The sequence below is a fragment of the Stappia sp. 28M-7 genome (assembly GCF_014252955.1).
Classification (GTDB): domain Bacteria; phylum Pseudomonadota; class Alphaproteobacteria; order Rhizobiales; family Stappiaceae; genus Stappia.
Genome location: NZ_JACMIA010000001.1, coordinates 4,170,294 through 4,189,759, shown reverse-complemented (window position 1 = coordinate 4,189,759; position 19,466 = coordinate 4,170,294). Strand labels below are relative to the sequence as shown.

19 protein-coding genes are annotated in these 19,466 nt (G+C 66.2%); 9 read left to right on the top strand and 10 right to left on the bottom strand.

The window, feature by feature from the left end:
- Positions 1-174 precede the first annotated feature (174 nt).
- Positions 175-402 (bottom strand): 30S ribosomal protein S21, encoded by a 228-nt coding sequence (gene rpsU / locus H7H34_RS18815; protein WP_029059436.1) that lies wholly within the window; start codon positions 400-402, stop codon positions 175-177.
- Between the two features lie 503 nt (positions 403-905).
- Here rpsU and H7H34_RS18810 point away from each other — a divergent pair.
- Positions 906-2,294: an MATE family efflux transporter gene (locus H7H34_RS18810; protein ID WP_120269617.1), complete on the top strand. Its 1,389-nt coding sequence runs from the start codon at positions 906-908 to the stop codon at positions 2,292-2,294.
- A gap of 30 nt (positions 2,295-2,324) precedes the next feature.
- Here H7H34_RS18810 and H7H34_RS18805 read toward each other — a convergent pair whose 3' ends face one another.
- The 3 genes from H7H34_RS18805 to H7H34_RS18795 form a co-directional block, all read right to left on the bottom strand.
- On the bottom strand, positions 2,325-3,428 hold the full coding sequence (locus H7H34_RS18805; RefSeq protein ID WP_185926094.1) for a 5-(carboxyamino)imidazole ribonucleotide synthase: 1,104 nt from the start codon (positions 3,426-3,428) through the stop codon (positions 2,325-2,327).
- 19 nt (positions 3,429-3,447) lie between these two features.
- Complete coding sequence (purE, locus tag H7H34_RS18800) at positions 3,448-3,945, bottom strand: 5-(carboxyamino)imidazole ribonucleotide mutase (protein WP_120269615.1); 498 nt, start codon at positions 3,943-3,945, stop codon at positions 3,448-3,450.
- Between the two features lie 112 nt (positions 3,946-4,057).
- Positions 4,058-4,279 carry a YdcH family protein gene (locus tag H7H34_RS18795; protein WP_199681294.1) on the bottom strand — a complete coding sequence of 74 codons (222 nt, stop codon included), beginning with the start codon at positions 4,277-4,279 and terminating at the stop codon, positions 4,058-4,060.
- Positions 4,280-4,683: 404 nt separating this feature from the next.
- On the opposite strand from H7H34_RS18795, the gene H7H34_RS18790 reads away from it, so the two are divergent.
- Positions 4,684-4,863 (top strand): YdcH family protein, encoded by a 180-nt coding sequence (locus tag H7H34_RS18790; RefSeq protein WP_120269614.1) that lies wholly within the window; start codon positions 4,684-4,686, stop codon positions 4,861-4,863.
- A 107-nt stretch (positions 4,864-4,970) separates the two neighbouring features.
- On the opposite strand, the gene H7H34_RS18785 is transcribed toward H7H34_RS18790, so the two are convergent.
- The gene (locus H7H34_RS18785; RefSeq protein ID WP_120269613.1) at positions 4,971-6,608 is read right to left on the bottom strand and encodes an acyl-CoA synthetase; all 1,638 of its coding nucleotides are present in this window, start codon (positions 6,606-6,608) and stop codon (positions 4,971-4,973) included.
- 108 nt (positions 6,609-6,716) lie between these two features.
- Positions 6,717-7,481 carry a sulfite exporter TauE/SafE family protein gene (locus H7H34_RS18780; protein WP_120269612.1) on the bottom strand — a complete coding sequence of 255 codons (765 nt, stop codon included), beginning with the start codon at positions 7,479-7,481 and terminating at the stop codon, positions 6,717-6,719.
- A 179-nt stretch (positions 7,482-7,660) separates the two neighbouring features.
- Between H7H34_RS18780 and H7H34_RS18775 the strand changes: the two genes are divergently transcribed.
- The 4 genes from H7H34_RS18775 to H7H34_RS18760 all read left to right on the top strand — a co-directional run bounded on the left by H7H34_RS18775 (position 7,661) and on the right by H7H34_RS18760 (position 12,350).
- The gene (locus H7H34_RS18775; protein WP_185926093.1) at positions 7,661-7,921 is read left to right on the top strand and encodes a helix-turn-helix domain-containing protein; all 261 of its coding nucleotides are present in this window, start codon (positions 7,661-7,663) and stop codon (positions 7,919-7,921) included.
- Positions 7,921-9,240, top strand: coding sequence for a type II toxin-antitoxin system HipA family toxin (locus H7H34_RS18770; RefSeq protein ID WP_185926092.1), 1,320 nt, complete (start codon positions 7,921-7,923; stop codon positions 9,238-9,240). Before H7H34_RS18775 ends, H7H34_RS18770 begins: the two co-directional genes overlap by 1 nt.
- 227 nt (positions 9,241-9,467) lie before the next feature.
- Positions 9,468-11,381, top strand: coding sequence for a propionyl-CoA synthetase (locus tag H7H34_RS18765; RefSeq protein ID WP_185926091.1), 1,914 nt, complete (start codon positions 9,468-9,470; stop codon positions 11,379-11,381).
- A 177-nt stretch (positions 11,382-11,558) separates the two neighbouring features.
- Complete coding sequence (locus H7H34_RS18760) at positions 11,559-12,350, top strand: SDR family NAD(P)-dependent oxidoreductase (RefSeq protein WP_120269608.1); 792 nt, start codon at positions 11,559-11,561, stop codon at positions 12,348-12,350.
- Positions 12,351-12,437: 87 nt separating this feature from the next.
- On the opposite strand, the gene H7H34_RS18755 is transcribed toward H7H34_RS18760, so the two are convergent.
- On the bottom strand, positions 12,438-14,357 hold the full coding sequence (locus H7H34_RS18755; protein ID WP_185926090.1) for an ABC transporter transmembrane domain-containing protein: 1,920 nt from the start codon (positions 14,355-14,357) through the stop codon (positions 12,438-12,440).
- Positions 14,358-14,633: 276 nt separating this feature from the next.
- Between H7H34_RS18755 and rpmE the strand changes: the two genes are divergently transcribed.
- Positions 14,634-14,858, top strand: a complete 225-nt coding sequence (gene rpmE / locus H7H34_RS18750) for a 50S ribosomal protein L31 (RefSeq protein WP_067218687.1) — start codon at positions 14,634-14,636, stop codon at positions 14,856-14,858.
- A 234-nt stretch (positions 14,859-15,092) separates the two neighbouring features.
- Here rpmE and rcdA read toward each other — a convergent pair whose 3' ends face one another.
- Both rcdA and H7H34_RS18740 read right to left on the bottom strand, forming a co-directional pair.
- A complete protein-coding gene (gene rcdA, locus H7H34_RS18745; RefSeq protein WP_120269606.1) occupies positions 15,093-15,632 on the bottom strand; it encodes a protease adaptor protein RcdA in 540 nt (179 codons plus the stop codon).
- 433 nt (positions 15,633-16,065) lie between these two features.
- On the bottom strand, positions 16,066-16,260 hold the full coding sequence (locus H7H34_RS18740; RefSeq protein ID WP_185926089.1) for a DUF1192 domain-containing protein: 195 nt from the start codon (positions 16,258-16,260) through the stop codon (positions 16,066-16,068).
- 139 nt (positions 16,261-16,399) lie between these two features.
- On the opposite strand from H7H34_RS18740, the gene H7H34_RS18735 reads away from it, so the two are divergent.
- Both H7H34_RS18735 and H7H34_RS18730 read left to right on the top strand, forming a co-directional pair.
- On the top strand, positions 16,400-17,410 hold the full coding sequence (locus tag H7H34_RS18735) for an NAD(P)H-quinone oxidoreductase (protein ID WP_120269604.1): 1,011 nt from the start codon (positions 16,400-16,402) through the stop codon (positions 17,408-17,410).
- A 134-nt stretch (positions 17,411-17,544) separates the two neighbouring features.
- A complete protein-coding gene (locus H7H34_RS18730; protein WP_120269603.1) occupies positions 17,545-18,270 on the top strand; it encodes a DUF1013 domain-containing protein in 726 nt (241 codons plus the stop codon).
- Positions 18,271-18,423: 153 nt separating this feature from the next.
- On the opposite strand, the gene H7H34_RS18725 is transcribed toward H7H34_RS18730, so the two are convergent.
- Positions 18,424-19,455 carry a peptidoglycan -binding protein gene (locus H7H34_RS18725; RefSeq protein ID WP_120269602.1) on the bottom strand — a complete coding sequence of 344 codons (1,032 nt, stop codon included), beginning with the start codon at positions 19,453-19,455 and terminating at the stop codon, positions 18,424-18,426.
- Positions 19,456-19,466: the final 11 nt, after the last annotated feature.

The following is a 19,466-nucleotide window of genomic DNA, read 5'->3' as shown; positions in this document are numbered from 1 at the left end:
GAGCCTGCCGCCCGCCGAGGCAAGGTCGATCCGTATTGCCGGCAGCCGCCCGCGAGGGGACGCTGTCAGCTCAAACGGCTTCGCCTCCATGCCGGGCTCGTCGGCCCGGAGCAGGAGGCGAAAGACCTGAAGGGATCGGCTTGAAGAGGCGCGATGAAAATCGCGCCGGGCCGTTTAGCGGCGGGGAGCCTTGCTCGGCAGCAGGCCTTCGCGCTGGGCGCGCTTGCGCGCCAGCTTGCGGGCGCGGCGAACGGCTTCAGCCTTTTCGCGGGCCTTCTTCTCGGACGGCTTTTCGTAGTGGCCGCGAAGCTTCATCTCGCGAAAGATGCCTTCGCGCTGCATTTTCTTCTTAAGCGCCTTGAGCGCCTGATCGACATTGTTGTCGCGGACCAGAACCTGCACGCGTCTTTTCCCATCGTGTTTGCACGGGATGCGGACCTGCATCCTGTGCCGGAGCAATCTCAATGTGATGCGGAAGCGAAGTCGAACCGCAACCGGAACCGGTCGCCATCCGGGAAGGGGCTGCAACCTGCATAAAGACAAGGCTGCGCCGCCCTCGCGTCGCCAGTCAGGGCGTTGTGTTAGCAGAGGCGATTGCGCTTGTCCACCTGCATTCGCCCGCGAAATGCACTGTTTCGCGGCTTTGAAGCGGTCACTCCGGGCCCTTGTCGTCACACGATTTCAGCATCGGCGCGTCATGCTGTGCCGGCCGGTTTTTCTGGACACGGTTGTAGTGAGCGACTAGGAAGGTTTCCCGGTTGTTGGCTCAGGTTTCGTCCATTTGCGGCGCAGTGCCACCCGGCGTCCAAGTCCTTCGCCCGTGCGGGACCTGGTTGCGTTGTCCCGAGGCTCCGCCCGGTATCGACGCGCCGGTGTGAGCTCCGGGCGCTCCCGGAGTGCATGGGATGAACGATACGTCTCCGACCCGCGCGGCCGGCCGGTTTTCCGTCCTTTGGCGCGGCGACATCCTGCCGACACTGGCGCTCGGCGCCCCGATCGCCGGGGCGCAGGTGGCGCAGATGGCGGTCAACACCGCCGACGTGCTGATGATCGGCTGGCTGGGTGCGACCGAGCTGGCCGCCGCCGTCCTGGCCTTCAATCTCTATATCGTGCTCTGGCTTTTCGGCATGGGCGTGCTGCAGGCGGTGATCCCGCTGGCGGCGCGTGCGCGCGGCGAGGGCAAGGCGCGCGACCTGCGCCGGGCCGTGCGCATGGGCTTCTGGTTCGTCGCCTTCTATTCCATCCCGGCCTGGGCCGTGATGTGGCACACCGAGGAGCTGCTGATCGCGCTCGGCCAGAAGCCGGAAGTGGCGGCGCTCGCCGGCGGCTATGCCCGCATCATGATGATCTCGCTGCTGCCTTCGCTGCTGACCATGGCGCTGCGCAGCTTCATCACCGTGATGGAGCGGGCGCAGGCGGTGCTGTGGGCGACGATCGCCGGCGCCGTGATGAATGCGGCGGTCAATTATGTGCTGATCTTCGGCCATTTCGGCTTTCCGCGGCTGGAGCTGGTGGGCGCTGCCATCGGCTCCGTGATCACCGCGACGGTGACGCTGCTGCTGCTGGTCGGTTATGTCCTGCGCGACCGGCAGCTGCGACGCTATGCCGTGTTCGGCCGGATCTGGCGGTCCGACTGGCCCAAGCTCGCCGAGATCGTCTGGCTGGGCTGGCCCATCGCGGTGACGCTGCTGGTCGAGGTGGCGCTGTTTTCCGGCACCTCCGTGATGATGGGCTGGATCGGCACCATCGACCTTGCGGCCCATGGCATCGCCACGCAGCTCGCCTCGATCACCTTCATGGTGCCGATCGGCATCGGCCAGGCGGCGATGATCCGCATCGGCCTGGCGGCCGGGCGCGGCGACCGGCCCGGCGTCGGGCGCGCGGGCTGGACGGGCTTCGGCATCGGCATGGCCTTCATGGGCGCCTGCGCCATCGCCTTCTGGGTGATTCCCGGCACGCTGGTCGGCCTGTTCCTCGACTTCGACAATCCGGACGCGGCGAATGTCTTCGCCATCGGCGTCAGCTTCCTGGCGGTCGCCGCGCTGTTCCAGGTCTTCGACGGGGCGCAGGTTATCGGCGGCAGCCTGTTGCGCGGCCTGTCGGACACCAAGGTGCCGATGATCATGGCGATCGTCGGCTATTGGGGCGTGGGAATGACCGGTGCCTATATCCTCGGCTTCCCGCTCGGCCTCGGCGGCATCGGGATCTGGCTCGGACTGGCGGCGGGACTCGCCTTTGTCTCGGTCCTCGTCATGTGGCGCTTCTCGCTGCGCGAGAGGATCGGCCTGCTCTGACGGCGGAGGGATCCTGAGGGCTGAGGGCCCTCAGGCCCTCAGCGGACGGATGCGGTTGACGTGGCCCATCTTGCGGCCCTGGCGGCTTTCCGTCTTGCCATAGAGATGCAGCGAGGCGCCCGGTTCGGCTAGGATCGCGTCCCAGCGGTCGGCCTCGTCGCCGATCAGGTTTTCCATGACGACGTCGGAATGGCGCTCGGCGCTGCCGAGCGGCCAGCCGGCGACGGCGCGCACATGCTGCTCGAACTGCGAGACCTGGCAGGCGTCCTGGGTCCAGTGGCCGGAATTGTGCACGCGCGGGGCGATCTCGTTGACGACGAGGCGCGGTCCGCCCGCTCCCTCCGGCAGAACGAACATCTCGACGCCGATCACGCCGACATAGTCGAGCCGCTCGCACACCGTCTCCGCCATCTGCCGGGCCTGCGCGGCAAGCTCGGGCTCAAGGGTGGCCGGGACGGTCGAGGTCTTGAGAATGTGGTCGCGGTGGACGTTCTCGGCGACGTCATAGGCGCGCAGGGTGCCGTCGACGCCGCGCGCGGCGATGACCGAAACCTCCTGCTCGAAGGGAACGAAGGCTTCCATGATCGCGGCCTGGCGGCCGAGCCGGGTGAAGGCGTCGCGCGCCTCCGCGCCCGAGCGCAGCAGGATCTGCCCCTTGCCGTCATAGCCAAGGCGCCGGGTCTTGAGGATGCCCTTGCCGCCGGCTTCCTCGAGGGCGGCAACCGCCGCCTCGTCGCTGTCGACGCGCCAGAAACCGGCGACCGGAATGCCGGCCGTCTGCAGGAAGGTCTTTTCCTCCAACCGGTCCTGCGAGACCGCAAGGGCACGCGGCCCCGGGCGCACCGGCACGCGGGCGGCCAGATGGCTGGCGGTCGGGCCGGGCACGTTCTCGAACTCGTAGGTCACCACGTCGACGGACGCGGCGAACATGTCCAGCGCAGAGATGTCGTCATAGCCGGCGATGGTGTGGGTATGGGCAACGTCGAAGGCGGGGCTCGCGGGATCAGGGCAGAAGATGTGGGTCTTCAGGCCGAGGGGCGCCGCCGCCAGCGCAATCATGCGGCCGAGCTGGCCGCCGCCGAGAATGCCGATCGTGTCGCCGGGCCGCAGGGGCCGGTCACCGGTCTTGATCATCTGCCGTCGTTCCTGCTGGTCATGCGTCGTCGGAAGGGTGCTCGGCGACCGCGTCGGACTGGCGCTGGCGCCATGCGTCGAGCCGCTCGGCAAGGGCGCTGTCGGTCAGGGCCAGCACGGCGGCCGCAAGCAGCGCCGCGTTGACCGCGCCGGCCCGGCCGATGGCGAGCGTGCCGACGGGAATGCCGGCCGGCATCTGGACGATGGACAGAAGGCTGTCCTCACCCTTCAGCGTGCGGGACTCGATCGGAACGCCGAAAACGGGGAGCGGGGTCATGGACGCGGTCATGCCGGGCAGGTGCGCTGCACCGCCGGCACCGGCGATCACCACCTTGAAGCCGGCATCGCGCGCGCCGGTCGCGAAATCGTAAAGCCGCTGCGGTGTCCTGTGGGCCGAGACGATGCGCGCCTCGTGGGAGACGCCGAGCGCCTCCAGCGTGTCGGCGGCGTGTTTCATGGTCGGCCAGTCGGACTGACTGCCCATGATGATCGCCACTTGCGGATTTGCCTCGCCCATGCGCGCCCCTGACTGAGGTTGCTGTTGCCGGTCGTGCCGGAAGGCTCCGCACTATAGGCAGAGCCGGGCAGGGCGCAAGGGGCTTGCGGGGGCTGGTTGCAGCGAGCGTCCGTCAGGCGATGATGTCGGGCAGCAGGCGATCCTCGAGGGTGGAGATGCGGTCCTTCAGCGCGAGCTTCTTCTTCTTCAGCCGCTGCAGCTGCAGCGCGTCGGCACGCCCGGTCTCCACCATGGCGCCGATGGCCATGTCGAGGTCCCGGTGCTCCTGACGCAGGCGCGCAAGCTCGATGCGCACCGTCTTGTCGTCGAACTCGCTGTCCATGCCCGCATCCATGCCTCTACTCCAGACTTCCGGCGCAAACGCCCGCAAGATCAGCGGAAGAGCCGCCGCGTGTCGCGGGGCCTTTCCGAAAAGCCGATCCTCTCTCCTGCCGCGGAAACACTCCTCTCCGCAGGCAAAACCGCTTCTCGTCCTGAGGATACCGCGATGGCGGGCCGGGCGGTAGACCCGTTGAACGCGATGGTGAAGGGAGGGGCATGACGAGCGGCCGGGACAGGGTGTCGCAGGCGGAGATTACCGGAAAGATATCGTCAAAATGACGTAGCGAAATACGACGTAAACCCGGCGCTAACGGCGATTCCGCAACCGCCGTCCAGGGGGCCCGGAAGGGTTCGACAGGCCGCACAGGCTGTGTCACACTCATGTTGTCAAACGCGAATAGGCAAGGAGGTTTGTCCATGTCCCTTCAGTCGCATCTGGTCGAGTTGAAGAAGCGTCACTCGGATCTTGAGCGAAAACTGGAAGAGGCGATGCGTCATCCAAGCGCAGACTCGCTGGAGATCGCCACCCTCAAGCGCCAGAAACTTCAGCTCAAGGACGAGATCGAGCGGATTCGCGCCGGTTCCACCCTGCACTGAAGATATTGCATTGACACGGGCAGGGCTCAAAGCCCTTCCGCAAACAGCAGAAGCCGCGGCAGTGCCGCGGCTTTTGCCGTTTCATGGGGGGAAATAGCGGGGCGCCGTCAGACCTTTCGGGCCATTTCGCGCAGCACGAATTTCTGCACCTTGCCGGTCGAGGTCTTCGGCAGCTCGGTGAAGACCACGTGCCGGGGCACCTTGTAGCGGGCAAGCCGCTCGCGGCAGAACTCGATGATCTCCTCGGCTCCGACCGACGCGCCGGGGCGCAGCTCGACGAAGGCGCAAGGGGTCTCGCCCCACTTGTCGTCCGGGCGGGCGACCACGGCGGCAGCCATGACGTCGCGATGCTTGAACAGCACGTCCTCCACCTCGATGGAGGAGATGTTCTCGCCGCCGGAGATGATGATGTCCTTGGAGCGGTCCTTGAGCTGGATGTAGCCGTCCTCGTGCATGACGCCGAGATCCCCGGAATGGAACCAGCCGCCGGACAGGGCCTCGGCCGTGGCCTCCGGGTTCTTGAGATAGCCCTTCATCACGACATTGCCGCGGAACATCACCTCGCCCAGGGTCTCGCCGTCGGCCGGGACCGGCTGCATCGTCTGGGGATCGAGCACGGCAAGATCCTCCAGCGCCACGTAGCGCACGCCCTGGCGGGCCTTCAGTGCGGCCTGCTCGGTGGCGGGCAGCGCATCCCATTCGCGCTTCCAGTCGTTGACGACGGCAGGGCCGTAGACCTCGGTCAGGCCGTAGAGGTGGGTGACGTTGAAGCCGGCCTCCTTCATCGCCGCGAGCACAGCCTCTGGCGGGGGAGCCGCGGCGGTGAAGAACTCGACGATGCGCCCGTCAAGGTCGCGTTTTTCCTCGTCCGGCGCGTTGAGCACGGTCGACATGACGATCGGAGCTCCGCACAGATGGGTGACGCCCTCCTCGGCGAGCGCCTCCCAGATCTGCTGGGCACGGACCCAGCGCAGGCACACATGGGTGCCGGCGACCAGCGACAGCGACCAGGGAAAGCACCAGCCGTTGCAATGGAACATCGGCAGGGTCCACAGATAGACCGGGTGCCGGGCCATGGAGGCGGTCAGGACGTTGGCCTGGGCTAGCAGATAGGCGCCGCGATGGTGGTAGACGACGCCCTTCGGATTGCCGGTCGTGCCGGAGGTATAGTTCAGCGAGATCGCGTCCCACTCGTCCGCCGGCAGTTGCCAGGCGAAGTCGGGATCGCCGGACGCGACGAATTCCTCATAGCCGATCTCGCCCAGCAACTCGCCCGTTTGCGGAAACTGCAGATCGTCATAATCGATGACGAGCGGGGAGACCTTTGCCAGTGCCAGCGCCTCCTTCATCACCGGGGCGAATTCCCGGTCGGTGATGACGACCTTGCTTTCCGCGTGGTCGAGCTGGAAGGCGAGGACGGCGGCGTCGAGCCGGGTGTTGAGCGAGTGCAGCACGGCGCCGGTCATCGGCACGCCGTAATGAGCCTCGAGCATCGGCGGGGTGTTGGAGAGCATCACCGTGACCGTGTCGTTCTTGCCGATGCCTCTTGCGGCCAGCGCCGAGGCGAGCCTGCGGCTGCGGGCATAGAACTCGGCATAGGAGACGCGCTGGCGCCCGTGCACGATGGCGGTGTGTTCGGGGAAGACGGCGGCGGCCCTGGCCAGGAAGCTCAAGGGCGAAAGCGGTGTGTAGTTCGCCTGGACCTTGTCGAGATCGCGCGTGAAAGGGTTGCCGTTATCGGCCATTCGTTCCTCCGCAGGTGCCCTGTCGCCGGCGCTATTCGCTTCCGCCGTTTCTCCGGCATCAAAGCCGCAAAGGCCTTTTCGATCAACTGCGCATAAAAGGCAGGGCGCTCAGGCGAGCAGGGCGCTCAGACCGTCCCACAAGAGCTTCAGGCCGATCACGCCGACGGCGAGGTAGGTAATGCGGTAGAACAGCGCCGGCTGCACCCGGCGGACCAGCCAGACGCCGGCAAGCGTCGCCAGCGGGGCCAGCGGCAGCAGCATCGCGGAGGTGGCAAGGTTCGTCGCGTCGAACTGGCCGAGCGCGGCATAGGGCACCAGCTTGACCGCGTTCATCGTGGTGAAGAACAGCACCGTGGTGCCGGCGAAGCGGATCGGGTCGAGCCGCAGCGGCAGCATGTAGATCTGGTAGGGCGGGCCGCCGGTGTGGCTGACGAAGCTGGTGAAGCCGGAAATGGCGCCCCAGAAGCGGCCGGCCCATGGACGCTGCGGCTTCGGCTCGCCCCGTTTTGCGCCGCCGCGCAGATAGTCGAGCGTGAAGAGGATGGCGACGCTGCCGACCAGCAGGCGAACATGCGCGTCGCTGACATGGGCGGCCGCGAGATAGCCGATGCCGATGCCCAGGATCGCCGGCGGCAGCAGGATGCGCAGGCTCTCCCCGTCATATTTGCCGCGATAGGCGATGAGGCCGGACATGTCCATGACCACGAGGATCGGCAGCATGATGCCGGCCGCCTGCACCGGCGGGATCACCAGGCTCATCATCGGCACGCCGAGCAGCGCCAGCGGTCCGCCGAAGCCGCCCTTGGCCAGGCCGACCAGGATCACCGCCGGGATGGCGAAGGCGTAGAACAAGGGGTCGGTGACGGGATGCACGGTAGGCTTCCTGAAGGAGGGTGCGGGGCATACTAAGGTCCCTTCCGGGAAAAGCAAACGCTATACGCCAAAGCGTATAATTTTACTATATATGCTTTAGCGTATAAAAATAGATTATACGCTGCGTTATATATTTGCCAGATATCGGGCTTGGCGTATAAAGCTGTGAGGAGGCCAGCATGAGCGACCTTGCACGCAGTCCGAAGCAGATCGGCAGCATTATCCGGCGCGTCCGCAAAAAGCGGGGGCTGAGCCAGATGGAGCTCAGCGAACGGACCGGTCTTCGGCAGGGTACGATCTCGCTCATCGAGACCGGCAATCCGGCCGCACGTATCGAGACGCTGCTGGCCATCCTGGCTGCGCTCGATCTGGATTTCAGGATCAGTACGCGTGAGCCCAGCCCGTCACATACCGACGATCTCGAAGATCTGTTCGGATAATGGGGCGCCGGCCGACATATCCGCCTCTGCGGGTCTATCAGAATGGGCATCTCGTCGGCTTTCTGCTGAAGGAGCCGGGTGGAGGCGTTGCATTCCGCTATGACGCCGGGTGGCTAGAGCGGGCCAATGCGGTTCCGGTGTCCTTGTCGCTGCCTCTACGGGAGGATGCCTATCGCGGGGAGCCGGTCCTTGCGGTGTTCGAGAACCTGCTGCCGGATTCCGACGCCCTGCGCCGACGGGTGGCCGAGACGGTGGGCGCGCGGGGGATCGATGCCTTCGCCATGCTGTCGCGGATCGGCCGCGATTGCGTCGGAGCCCTGCAGTTCGTTGCCGGCGACGAGGAGCGCAAGGAGAACGGCCCCTCGGATGGCGAAGTCCTGGACGAGGCTGCCGTCGAAAGGGTCCTGGGGAACCTTGCAAGGGCACCGCTGGGTATCGAGCGGGACGAAGATTTTCGGATCTCTCTTGCCGGCGTCCAGGAAAAGACCGCTCTTCTGCGCCATGACGGACGCTGGCTGAAACCGCATGGCACGACGCCGACGACACATATCTTCAAGACGCAGATCGGGGTGCTACCCGGCGGGATCAACCTCACCGACAGCGTGGAGAACGAGTTCTACTGCCTGAAACTGGCCGAGGCCTTCGGGCTTGCCGTCAATGCGGCGGAGATATGCGTCTTCGGAGAGACGAAAGCGCTGGTGATCGAGCGCTTCGACCGTTTGCGGACGCGGGACGGCCGCCTGCTGCGGCTGCCCCAGGAAGACTGCTGCCAGGCGCTGTCGGTTCCCCCGACGCTCAAATACCAGAGCGACGGCGGGCCGGGCATGGTCGAGATTCTCGACCTGCTCAAGGGAAGCGATACGCCGCTCGAGGATCAGGAACTGTTCCTGGCCGCCCAGATTTTCTTCTGGGCGATCGGAGCAACGGACGGGCATGCGAAAAACTTCAGCCTCTTCCTGAGGCCGGCCGGTGCGTTTCGCCTGACACCGTTCTACGACATCCTCACTGTCCAGCCGCTGCTGGATGTTCGTCAGATCGCGAAACGGCAGATGAAGCTCGCCATGTCTGCCGGCCGCAACCGGCATTATCGTGTGGACGAGATACAGCCGCGCCACTTTCCGCAGACGGCCGGATTGGCCAATGTTGCCGAAAGAACGGCGTTGCGTGCGCTGGAGCACGTAGCCGGCAGGGCGGAGCGTGCTTTCGAAGAGGTGGAACAGGCCTTGCCGCCAGGGTTTCCCGAGCGGATCCACGCCTCGGTCAGGGACGCGGCCATGCCGCGCATTGCGGCGATCTCCCGCCTGTTGCGGGAACGTTGAGTTGCTTGGGAGGCGACGCCGCGCGCCTAAGCAAACTTCCCATTCGCCGAATGTATAGGGCCGCAAGGCTTGCCTTACCCCTTTCGGTGACGGCAGATACGCAGTCGAAGACGTCCGGTCGCCGGGCGGGGGCGAGGAGGCCCCCGCGCATGTGACGGGCGGGAAAAGGTCCGGCCTGCGCGGCCCCGCGCGGCGGTGCGACCGGGAACGACAGGGAGGTGAGGGCCATGGCCAGCCGTTATCACGAGGTCTACGATGCGTGGAAGCACGATCCGGAGGGCTTCTGGGCGAAAGCCGCGGCCGAGATCGACTGGGTCAAGCCCTGGGACAAGGTCTTCGATCCCTCGATGGGCGGCTATGGCCAGTGGTTCGCGGGCGCCGAGTGCAACACCTGCTACAACTGCCTCGACCGGCATGTGGAACGCGGACGCCCCGGCCAGCCGGCGATCATCTACGACAGCCCGATCACCGGCGCGAAGGCCGTCTTCACCTATGAGGAGACGCTGGCGCGGGTGAACGCGATGGCCGCGGTGCTGGCCGATCACGGGATCGGCAAGGGCGACCGCGTCATCATCTACATGCCGATGATCCCCGAGGCGGTGATGGCGATGCTGGCCTGCGCCAGGCTCGGCGCGGTTCATTCGGTCGTCTTCGGCGGTTTTGCCGCGCGCGAGCTTGCCACGCGCATCGACGACGCGACGCCGAAGGCGATCATCGCCGCGTCCTGCGGCATCGAGCCGGGCCGGGTGGTGGCCTACAAGCCGCTGCTGGATGCGGCCATCGACATGTCCCGGCACAAGCCCGAGGCCTGTTTCGTGCTGCAGCGGCCGCAGGCCGAGGCGGCGCTGGACGGAGCGCGCGATCATGATCTTGGCGCGCTGGCCGGCGATGCGCTGGCGCAGGGGCGCGAGGTGCCTTGCGTCCCGGTGAAGGCGACCGATCCGCTCTACATCCTCTACACATCCGGCACGACGGGCCAGCCGAAGGGCGTGGTGCGCGACAATGGCGGCCACATGGTCGCGCTGAAGTGGACCATGGAGAACCATTACGGCATCGCGCCGGGCGAGGTGTTCTGGGCGGCCTCCGATGTCGGCTGGGTCGTCGGCCATTCCTACATCGTCTATGCGCCGCTGCTGCAAGGGGCGACCACGGTGGTGTTCGAGGGCAAGCCCATCGGCACGCCCGATGCCGGCGTGTTCTGGCGGGTGATTTCCGAGCATGGCGTCGTCAGCCTGTTCACCGCACCGACGGCCTTCCGCGCGATCAAGAAGGAAGATCCCGAAGGCAAGCTGATCGGCGACTACGACCTTGCCGCCTTCCGCACCCTGTTCCTTGCCGGCGAGCGGGCCGACCCGGACACGATCGCCTGGGCGGAGGACAAGCTCGGCGTGCCGGTGATCGACCACTGGTGGCAGACGGAGACGGGCTGGCCCATCGTCGGCAATCCGGTCGGGCTCGGCATGCTGCCGGTCAAGCACGGCTCGCCGACCGTGCCCATGCCCGGCTACGACGTGCAGGTGGTGGACGACGCCGGGCACCCGGTCGCCAGGGACGCACTCGGCAATGTGGTGATCAAGCTGCCGCTGCCGCCGGGCTGCCTGCCGACGCTGTGGAATGCGCCGGAGCGGTTCCATGCGAGCTACCTGGAGGAGTTCCCCGGCTACTACAAGACGGCGGATGCCGGCCTGATGGACGAGGACGGCTATCTCTTCATCATGGCGCGCACCGACGACATCATCAACGTGGCCGGCCACCGCCTGTCGACGGGCGCGATGGAAGAGGTGCTGGCGAGCCACAAGGACGTGGCCGAATGCGCGGTGATCGGCGTTGCCGACCAGCTCAAGGGTCAGGCGCCCTGCGGCTTCGTCGTGCTGAAGGCCGGCGTCAACCGGCCGCATGCGGAGATCGAGAAGGAGCTTGTCGCCCTGGTGCGCGAGAAGATCGGCCCCGTCGCCGCGTTCAAGCTGGCGATCACCGTCGAGCGTCTGCCCAAGACCCGCTCGGGCAAGATCTTGCGCGCGACCATGCGTCAGGTCGCGGACGGTGCGGATTACCGGATGCCGGCGACGATCGACGATCCGGCGATCATCGACGAGATCGCCGCTGCGCTGAAGGAGCGGGGCCTGCCGGTCGCCGGCTGAGGACTGCCGGGAGATCGGGACCGCCGGCACCGCCGTGCGGCCCCGGTTCTCCAGACGCTTTTGCCGCTCGTGCATCGACAGCGGCGGCGGCGCGGCCTATGTTCGCCCGCTGAGATGGCTGCCCGGTACGGGTGGCCCGTCCCGAAATTGCGTGAACAGACAATAGCGAGGAACCCCGTGTCCCTGGAAAAGAAGGTTGCCATCGTCACCGGCGCGGCCGGCGGTATCGGCTACGCCATTGCGCGCCGGTTTCTCTCCGACGGCGCCAAGGTGGTCATCGCCGATGTGGACGATGCGCGCGGCGAGGCGGCCGAGGAGGAACTGAAGGCCCTCGGCGAGGTGCGCTACGTCCATTGCAACGTCGCGGAGAAGCTCGACGTGCGCAACCTGGTGGCGGCGACGCTGGATGCCTTCGGCGACATCGACATCCTGGTGAACAATGCAGGCATCGTCATCGGCGGCGACTTCCTCGATCTTGACGAGGCGGATTTCGACCGCGTGCTGTCGGTGAACCTGAAGGGTGCGTTCCTGTGCACCCAGGCGGTCGCTCGCCACATGGTCGACAAGGTGGAAGCGGGCGGCGAGCCCGGCGTCATCATCAACATGTCGTCGGTGAACGCGGTCTTCGCCATCGCCAACCAGGTGCCCTATTCGATCTCCAAGGGCGGCATGAACCAGCTGACCAAGGTCGCGGCGCTGTCGCTGGCGCCCTACGGCATCCGCGTCAACGGCATCGGCCCCGGTTCGATCATGACCGACATGCTGGCCTCGGTGAACTCGGACAAGGCGGCGCGCATGCGGGTGCTCTCGCGCACCCCGCTCGGCCGCGTCGGCGAGCCGTCGGAGATCGCCGGCGTTGCCGCGTTCCTCGCCTCGGACGATTCCAGCTACATGACCGGCCAGACGCTCTATGCCGACGGCGGGCGCCTGCCGCTCAACTATACGGTGCCGGTCGCCGAAGAGGACTGAGCCGGGCCATCCCGCTCGACACGACGAAAAAAGGCCGGGCGCCCGAGGCGTCCGGCCTTTTCGTATGCGGGTGAGAGTGAGCGCGCTCTACTCGGCGGCGGAGCTGCGATCCTCGCGCGGGCTGTCGAAGGCCTGCGCCCCGCTCTCGAACTGCAGCTTGGCGAGCTTGGCGTACAGGCCGCCGCGCGCGACGAGATCGGCATGGGTACCGCTCTCGACGATGCGCCCGCCCTCCATGACGATGATCCGGTCGGACTTGAGCACGGTGGCAAGGCGATGGGCGATCACGAGCGTGGTGCGCCCCTGCATCAAACCTTCCAGCGCCGTCTGCACCAGGGTCTCGCTCTCGGCATCGAGCGCGCTGGTCGCCTCGTCGAGCAGCAGGATCGGCGCGTCCTTCAGGATGGCACGGGCAATGGCGATGCGCTGGCGCTGGCCGCCCGACAGGGTGATGCCACGCTCGCCGACGGCGGTGTCGTAGCCCTCGGGAAGCGCGCGGATGAACTCGTCGGCAAAGGCGGAGCGGGCAGCCGCCTCGATCTCCGCGCGTGTCGCCTCGGGCCGGCCGAAGGCGATGTTGTCGGCGATGCTGGCGGCAAACACCGTGGTGTCCTGCGGCACGAGCGCGATCTGGCGGCGCAGGTCGAGCGGATCGCAGTCGCGCAAGGAGGTGCCGTCGACGCGCACCGTGCCGCTGGTGGGATCGTAGAAGCGCATCAACAGGTGGAACAGCGTCGACTTGCCGGCGCCGGACGGGCCGACGATGGCGACGGTCTCGCCGGGCGCGACATCGAGGCTGACATCGATGAGCACGGGCAGCCCGCCGCCCGCGCCGTAGGCGAAGGAGACGCCGTCGAGCCCGACCGCGCCCGACAGGCGCGGCGGCAGCTTCACCGGGTTTGCCGGGGCGGCGATTTCCGGCTCGATCTTCAGCAGCTCGGACAGGCGCTCGGCGGCGCCGGCGGCCAGCGAGATTTCGCCCCAGACCTGGCTGAGCTCTCCGAGCGCGCCAGCGGCGAAGATCGAATAGAGCAGGAACTGGCCGAGCTCGCCGGCGGTGATGCGGCCGACGAACACGTCGCTGGCACCGACCCACAGCACCGTGACGACGCTGCCGGCGATGATGAACATCGCAAAGGCGGTGAGCAGGGCGCGGGCGAAGATCGCCGTGCGTGCGGCGCGGAAGGCCTCCTCGACGCTGCCACCGAAACGCAGGCTGGCCATCGCCTCGTTGGTGAAGGCCTGGAGGGTGCGGACCGCACCGAGCGTCTCGGAGGCATAGGCGGAGGCGTCGGCCAGCGTGTCCTGCGCGTGGCGCGAGCGATGACGCACGCTGCGGCCGAAGGCGATGAGCGGCAGGACGATGACCGGGATCGCGCCGAGCACGAACATGGACAGGCGCGGGCTGGTGACAACCATCATCGCCGAGGCGCCGAGGAACATCATCAGGTTGCGCATGGCGATCGACGCGCTGGCGCCGACGGCGGACTTGACCTGGGTGGCATCGGCCGTCAGACGCGAGACCATCTCGCCGGAACGGGCGCTGTCGAAATAGCCGGGGGACAGGCGGATGATGTGGCTGTAGACGTCGGCCCGCAGGTCCGCGACGATCCGCTCGCCGAGCGAGGTCACCATGTAGTAGCGCAGGGCCGAGAAGGTCGCGAGCGCGGCGGCGACGAGAATGAGCACCGAGAAATAATTGTCGACGAGGGACGGGTCGTCCGCGCCGAAGCCGAAATCGATCATCCGGCGGATCGCGATCGGCAGGACGAGCGTCGTCCCGGCCGCACCCATCAGCGCCAGAAGCGCGAGGAGAGCCCGGCCCCGATACTTGATCAGGTAGGGAAGAAGGGTGGCCAGTGGCCTGAGATCGCGTTTGCCGCCGCGGTCGGGCGTTGAGGGGGAGCCGTATCGGGACACGCTTGTTCTTGCTCTCTGTTCCTGCCGGATGCCTGGCGGACCATACCGGTTCGAGGCGGGAAGGCCAACCTGCGCGAGCGGTCGCATTTGTCGCGGGGGCCCTGACGGGCGGCGGCGGAAACTCGGCTTTGCGGCCTTGTTTTCGGCCGATGGATGGGCTATAGGCTCGCGCTCAAGGTTTCAGGTGCTGCGCGCTTGCCTGCGTGGCCCGCCAACGAATCCGTGACTTCGTCAAGAAGCTGTGACACGACGCCACCGGGCGCGCTTGTCCTGCCCGACGGACGGGGACACGCCGACAACTCCAACATGAATGCGCCGCGCCTCCCCAGGGCCGGTGTAAGCCGCAGGCACGGGGACGAGAAGATGAAGAAGGACATTCATCCCGACTACCACTCCATCAAGGTGGTCATGACGGACGGCACCGAGTTCCACACGCGCTCGACCTATGGCGAGGACGGCGACTCGCTGCAGCTCGACATCGATCCGCGCACCCATCCGGCATGGACCGGCGGCGACCGCCAGCTCATGGACCGTGGCGGCCGCGTCTCGCGCTTCAAGAACAAGTACGCCGGTTTCTTGGGCAACTGATTGCCCGGAAATCCGCTCCGCCCTGCCGGGTGGATACAAGACACGAAAAACCCCGGATGCCTCAGGCTCCGGGGTTTTTTCGTTTCGCGTCGTGTTTTCGAGAATCTGCGGCGCTGGAAAGGCCGGTACCGCGGTGGCGGGCAGTCCGCAAGGGATCTGCTGTCGTTCCCGCGGCCGGGTTTGCGCTTCGAAAGGATGGCCCTTTGGGGGCCGATCCTGTCCGAAGGGCCTGCCTTAGCCGAGCGAGCTGCCGCGCCCGCCGAAAGCGGCGCTGAGCACGTCGAGCTGGATCGCGACCGGATTGTCGACCGGCACCGGCTCCGCGTGGCGGCTTTCGTAGATCATCCTGTCGAGATGCTGAATCCGCTCCTGCAGGCGCACCGAGCGCTCGATCAGGTCGCGCAGCTCCTCGGGGAGCTCCTGCCAGCCGGGTCCGCCGCGCGTGGAGGAGAGCGTGTCGAGGCGCACCTTGTTCTTCTCGCTGCCGGCCTGCTCGGCCGACATCTCGCCTTCGTTGACGGCGCGCTGGAGCAGAAGCCAGGAGGCCATCTGCATCAGCCGGGTGGTCAGGCGCATGGATTCCGTCGCATAGGCGAGCGAGCCCGCACGCGGCAGCGACTTCGACTGCACCCGTCCTTCGCCGTCGAGATAAGCGGCGGTCTCTTCGACCAGGGCCATGCCATCCCGGAAAAGTGCGGAGAACATTTCCGAATTGGCGAGCCGGTCGGCGAAGTCGATGGTGCTTCTCCGTGTGGATGAGAACCAGTCCGTCATGCGCCAGTGCCTCCTGTCCAGCTTTGTCTCAATACCTTGCAACCGCGGTGTCTGCCGGCGCTTCTGCGAGGCCTTGGCAGGGCAAATGTCCCAAATCGGGGCGTTGCGGTCGGGTCAAAGTGTATCGTGCAATCGGCGTGCCACACCGTCTGGCGCAGGCGGGTAGGCACGCAACAGGGGATACACCGAAGGAGCCGGCAAAAAAAGAGCCGCGGTGTCCGCGGCTCGAAGTCATTAACAGGGAGGCGTCAAACAGAGTGGACAGGAGCCACTCGAAATCCAGATGACTGGATACCCACAGTTATGAATTAGAAAGCTTAATAAATAGTAAATGACTAAATTTTTAGTGAATCTGCTTGCTTGACGCAAAGGCTCCCAAAGTCAAATTTGAAGTAAATAGCGTGAGTTAACTGTGCCGCTGCCGATCATGCGATCACTTGCGGAACAGGGCATCGGCAGCGGCGCGCACGCCGCCGCGAGCGTCCCGCTCTCGCTCGGTGCGGGAAATCTCCTCTGTCAACCGCTCAATGCGCCTTGTCAGTTCATCCACAGATAGTCGCGACAGATCCTCGCCCACGACGACCGGAGAGGCGAGGGAACTGGTCTTCGATTCGAACTCGTCCTGCATTTTCGCGTTCTCCTCCTGAGTATCCGCAAGGCCCCGACCGGCGTCAGGATGTCCGTCCGATCATGCTCTCGTCAATTGTCAGGCCTTGCGGGACGTCTTAAACCGGGACGCTATAACGGCCCGAAGGAGGACTGGCACGATGAGCGACACACCTCGCATGATGACGGCAATCGGTTTCGAGACACCCGGCGGGCCCGATGTGCTGGCGCCGATGCAGCGCCCCGTCCCGGCGGCGGCAGCCGGCGAGGTGCTGATCCGCGTCGAGGCCGCGGGCGTCAACCGGCCGGACGTCATCCAGCGCATGGGCCACTATCCGCCGCCGCCGGGCGTCACCGATATCCCGGGCCTCGAGGTTGCCGGCACCGTCGTCTCGCTCGGCCCCGACGTCTCGGGCATTGCCAAGGGCGACAAGGTCTGCGCCCTGGTGCCGGGCGGCGGCTATGCCGAATATGTGGCCGCGCCTGCCGGCAGCGTGCTGCCCGTGCCTGCTGGCCTCACCATGGCCGAGGCGGCCGCGCTGCCCGAGACGTTCTTCACCGTGTGGACGAATGTCTTCGACCGGGTCGGGCTGAAGGCGGGCGAACGGTTCCTGGTGCATGGAGGAACGTCGGGCATCGGCACGACGGCGATCCAGCTGGCGAAGGCCTTCGGCGCGGAAGTCTTCACCACGGTCGGCTCGGAAGACAAGGCGGAGGCTGTGCGCAAGCTCGGCGCCGACCATGCGATCAACTACAACAAGGCCGACTTCGTCGAGGTGGTGCTGGAGGCGACCGGCGGCCACGGCGTCGAGGTGATCCTCGACATGGTCGGCGGCGACTATGTGGAGCGGAACTGGAAGGTGGCGGCCGTGGAAGGACGCATCTGCCAGATCGCGACGCTGAACGGCATCGCGGAGAACGTCAATTTCTCGCGGCTGATGGTCAAGCGGCTGGTCCATACCGGCTCGACACTGCGCCCGCGCGAGGCCGCGTTCAAGGCGGCGATCGCCGCGCAGCTGCGCGAAAAGGTGTGGCCGCTGATCGAGTCCGGCACGGTGCGGCCGGTGATGGATTCCACCTTCCCGCTCGCGGACGCCGCTGCGGCACATGCGCGAATGGAGAGCTCCGGACACATCGGCAAGATCGTCCTTTTGACCGAAGCCGCGACGTGATCCATGTTTGATTTCATGAAGGGGAACGCGTATAAGCCTGAAAGTTCCCCTTCCATGCGACAGATGATTTTGGCTTTGCCGGCTCCTGCGCTTACAAGTGCGGTTCCCGGCGGAGCGAACAGGAGGCATTACACATGGCGACCACTCCCTTGATGCCCAAGGCGACGGCCGTGTGGCTTGTGGACAACACGTCTCTCAGCTTCGACCAGATTGCCGATTTCTGCAAACTCCACCCGCTTGAGGTGAAAGCCATTGCCGACGGAGAGGCCGCCCAGGGCATCAAAGGTCTCGATCCGGTAATGACCGGCCAGCTCACCCGAGAGGAGATCGAGAAGGCGCAGGGCAACACCGGTTACCGGCTGAAGCTGCAGGAGCCGAAGACCCGCGTGCCGGAGAGCAAGCGGAAGGGACCGCGCTACACGCCGGTGTCGCGTCGCCAGGACCGCCCGAACGCGATCCTGTGGCTGGTGCGCAACCACCCGGAGCTAAAGGATTCGCAGATCATGCGCATGGTCGGCACGACCAAGCCGACGATCCTGGCGATCCGCGAGCGCACCCACTGGAACTCCAACAACCTGACCCCGATGGATCCGGTGACCCTCGGCCTGTGCAGCCAGATCGAGCTGGACATGGAAGTCGAGAAGGCCTCGAAGAACCTGCCGCCGCGGCCCGAGGGCGAGCACTACGAAGAGACGCTGCTGCCGGTCGACGAGACCACCTCGGAGGACGCGATGGCAGCCGCCTTCGCCCGTCCCGCTCCTTCGCAGCCGAAGGACGAGGAAATCGACGCCGACGCGGTGTTCGCGAAGCTTAACTCGCTCAAGGGCAAGCCCCGCGACGAGGACGACGACGACTATTAAGTCGCTCATCGCGTGTCAGTCATATGCCGCGCGACATTGTTTCGAGCTGACTTCAGCGATTTCCGATGAAAAAAGGCCGTTTCCGGATAGGGAACGGCCTTTTTGCTTTTTCGGATTGCGGAACGAGCAGCGTCCGGCTTCGGGCGCCGGCGATCAGCGTTCGGTCAGTTTCAGCTCGATGCGGCGGTTACGGGCGAGCGCCTCGTCGCTGTCGCCTTCCTCCAGCGGCTGGAATTCGCCGAAGCCGGCGGCGACCAGGCGCTTGGGATCGACGCCCTGATCGATCAGGTAGCGCACGACCGAGATGGCGCGCGCTGCGGAGAGCTCCCAGTTGTTGCGGAAGCGCCCCGTTCCCGACAGGGGGCGGGCATCGGTATGACCGTCGACGCGCAGGACCCAGTTGATCTCGGCCGGGATCTGGACGGCAAGCTCCTTGATCGCGTCGGCAAGCTTCTGCAGTTCCTGCTCGCCCGCCGGATTGATCGTCTCGGCGCCGGAGGAGAACAGCACCTCCGACTGGAAGACGAAGCGGTCGCCGACGACACGGATATCCGAGCGCTGGGACAGGATCTCGCGCAGGCGGCCGAAGAAGTCGGACCGGTAGCGCGACAGCTCCTGCACGCGCTGGGCCAGCGCCACGTTCAGCCGGCGGCCGAGATCGGCGATCTTGGCCTGGCTTTCGCGGTCGCGCCCTTCCGAGGCATCGAGCGCATCCTCCAGCGCGGCGATCTGGCGGCGCAGGGCGGAAATCTGCTGGTTCAGCAGTTCGACCTGGGACAGGGCGCGCTGCGACAGCCGGCGCTCTTCCTCAAGCGCACTTTCCATGCCGGCAAGGGCGCCGCCGGTCTGGCTGGCACGGTCGGAGGAGGCATCGAGCAGGCCCTGCAGGCGCTGCTGCTCCGCCTCGGCATCCGTCAGATTGGCGGTGAGGGTGGCGATGGTGTCCTGGAGATCGCGGCTTCCGGCCCGCTCCAGCGCCAGCAACTCGGTCAGCTCGGTGATCTGGGCGTTGAGGCGATTGAGAACGGTGTCGCGGCCCGACAGCTGCTGCCCGAGGAAGAACTGGGCGAGCACGAAGATGGACAGCAGGAAGATGATGACCAGAAGCAGCGATGCCATGGCATCGACGAAGCCGGGCCAGTAGTCCGTCCGTCCGTCCCGACGCCTCATTCGCGTGCCGGCCATGGTCTAGAGCC